Genomic DNA, 2,109 nt, shown 5'->3' on the forward strand with positions numbered 1-2,109 from the left:
CTCCGTCGGCCCCGTCGCCACCTTCTACTTCGAGAACTACGAGACGATGTGGCAGCAGATCCACGAGATGCTGTACATCGAGCGCGGCGGCGAGGAGCAGATCGCGGACGAGCTGCGCGCCTACAACCCGCTGATCCCCAAGGGCAGCGAGCTGGTCGCCACGGTGATGTTCGAGATCGACAACCCCGTCCAGCGGCAGAACACGCTGGCCCGACTCGGCGGCGTGGAAGAGACGATGACGCTGCAGTTCGCCGGCCACACCATCAAGGGCCGCCCCGAAGGCGACATCGAGCGCACCAACGAGCAGGGCAAGACCTCGTCCGTGCACTTCATGCACTTCGACTTCACGCCGGAGCAGGTGGCGGCCTTCCGCGCGCCCGGCGCGCAGGTCATCGTCGCCTTCGGCCACGAGAATTACGGCCACATGGCCGTGATGCCCGACGTGGTGCGCGAGGAGCTGGCGAAGGATTTCGCGTGAAGACATACCCCCTCCCCTGCCCAGCGGGGGAGGGTTGGGGTGGGGGCTCGTCGCCTACTCGAACTTCTCGTTCGCGTACACGCCCCACACTTCGCTGCGCAGCATCCAGCCCTTGTAGCCCTTCAGGTCCACCTGGCACCACTCGCCCTGGCACTTGTGCAGCCAGCCCATGACGCCGGGCTGGGCGCGGGCCACGGCCGGGGCGGCGGGGCTGGGCTCGCGCCGGATGGAGCGGACGTCGCCCATCACCACCACCGTGCGCTTGCCGGACAGCATGCTCTGGTGCACCCAGCCTTCCGCCCCTTCCCAATCGCGGATGCGGCGCCAGGTGTCGAACTCCTGCGTGATCTCCACCGGCATTTCCTTGCGCACGAACACCCATTCCACCGGATAGGTCGTGGCGGGGCCGGTGCGCACGTTCACCTCGCCCGAGCGCAGCGTGACGAAGCGCGGCAGCGGCAGGCCGGTGGTCTTCAGCGGCCCCTTGTCCTTGCCCCCGCCTTCTGCCGCGGCGGCCGGCGTCGGGCCGGCCGACAGGCCGGCGGCCAGAGCCACGACGGCCAGCGCGAGACGGATTCCGGACAGCATCGACGGACCTCGGCAGCGGAAACGGAGCAGGAATGCGGAGCCGGCCCCCGGTATAAGGTGGAAACCCCGCGCGTGCGATCACTATAGTTAGGGGTACTCCATCCGGGCAAGGCCGCGCCCGTCCCGTCCCGTCTTCGTCACACCCGCCCCGGCACGCCCGCTTCTTCATGGCCTGACCGGGTGCACCTCTGGACAGGGGCGCGCGGCGCTTGCTATGGCTCATGGCTGGGGGGAAGAGGGAGCACCGTTCGATGCCCGACAAGAAGAAGCCGCTGGTCGTCGTCACCCGCAAGCTGCCGGACGTGGTCGAGACGCGGATGATGGAGCTGTTCGACACGCGCCTCAATCCGGACGACGTGCCCTTGACGCACGAGGAGACCATGGCGGCGGTGAAGACCGCCGAGGTGCTGGTCCCCACCGTGACCGACCGCATCGACCGCGCGGTGATCGAGGCCGCGGGGCCGCAGCTGAAGCTGATCGCCTCCTTCGGCACCGGCGTCGACCACATCGACCTAAAGGCGGCGCGCGAGCGCGGCATCACGGTTACCAACACGCCGGGCGTGCTGACCGAGGACACCGCCGACATGACCATGGCGCTGATCCTCGCCGTCGCCCGCCGCCTGAGCGAGGGCGAGCGGCTGGTGCGCTCCGGCCAGTGGAAGGGCTGGGGGCCGACGACGATGCTGGGCCACCGCATCTGGGGCAAGCGCCTGGGCATCCTGGGCATGGGCCGCATCGGCCAGGCGGTGGCGCGGCGCGCCCGCGCCTTCGGCATGTCCATCCACTACCACAACCGCCGCCGCGTCCACCCGGACGTCGAGCACGAGCTGGAGGCGACCTACTGGGAGAGCCTGGACCAGATGCTGGCGCGGATGGACGTCATCTCCATCAACTGCCCGCACACGCCGGCCACCTACCACCTGCTGTCGGAACGGCGGCTGAAGCTGCTGCGCCCGCACTGCTACGTCGTCAACACCTCGCGCGGCGAGGTGATCGACGAGACGGCGCTGACCCGCATGCTGCAGAAGGGCGAACTGGCCGGC

General features: G+C 69.3%; 3 protein-coding genes. 2 read left to right on the forward strand and 1 reads right to left on the reverse strand.

From position 1 onward, the window contains the following. On the forward strand, positions 1–478 hold a 478-nt coding region (locus tag VED21_RS32090; RefSeq protein WP_324889816.1), incomplete at its 5' end, for a DUF3501 family protein. 54 nt (positions 479–532) lie between these two features. Here the strand turns inward: VED21_RS32090 and VED21_RS32095 are convergent. After that, entirely contained in the window at positions 533–1,066 is a 534-nt protein-coding gene (locus VED21_RS32095) for an SH3 domain-containing protein (RefSeq protein ID WP_324889818.1), read from the reverse strand. 251 nt (positions 1,067–1,317) lie between these two features. On the opposite strand from VED21_RS32095, the gene VED21_RS32100 reads away from it, so the two are divergent. Beyond that, a partial coding sequence (locus VED21_RS32100; RefSeq protein WP_324889820.1) for a D-glycerate dehydrogenase occupies positions 1,318–2,109 on the forward strand: 792 nt, incomplete at its 3' end.

Origin of the sequence: Azospirillum sp. (assembly GCF_035627195.1) — a bacterium.
Taxonomy (GTDB): domain Bacteria; phylum Pseudomonadota; class Alphaproteobacteria; order Azospirillales; family Azospirillaceae; genus Azospirillum.

Bases quoted from the DNA above. Each gene is read 5' to 3' on its own strand.
- VED21_RS32095 (WP_324889818.1), bottom strand. From the start codon at position 1,066: ATGCTGTCCGGAATCCGTCTCGCGCTGGCCGTCGTGGCTCTGGCCGCC.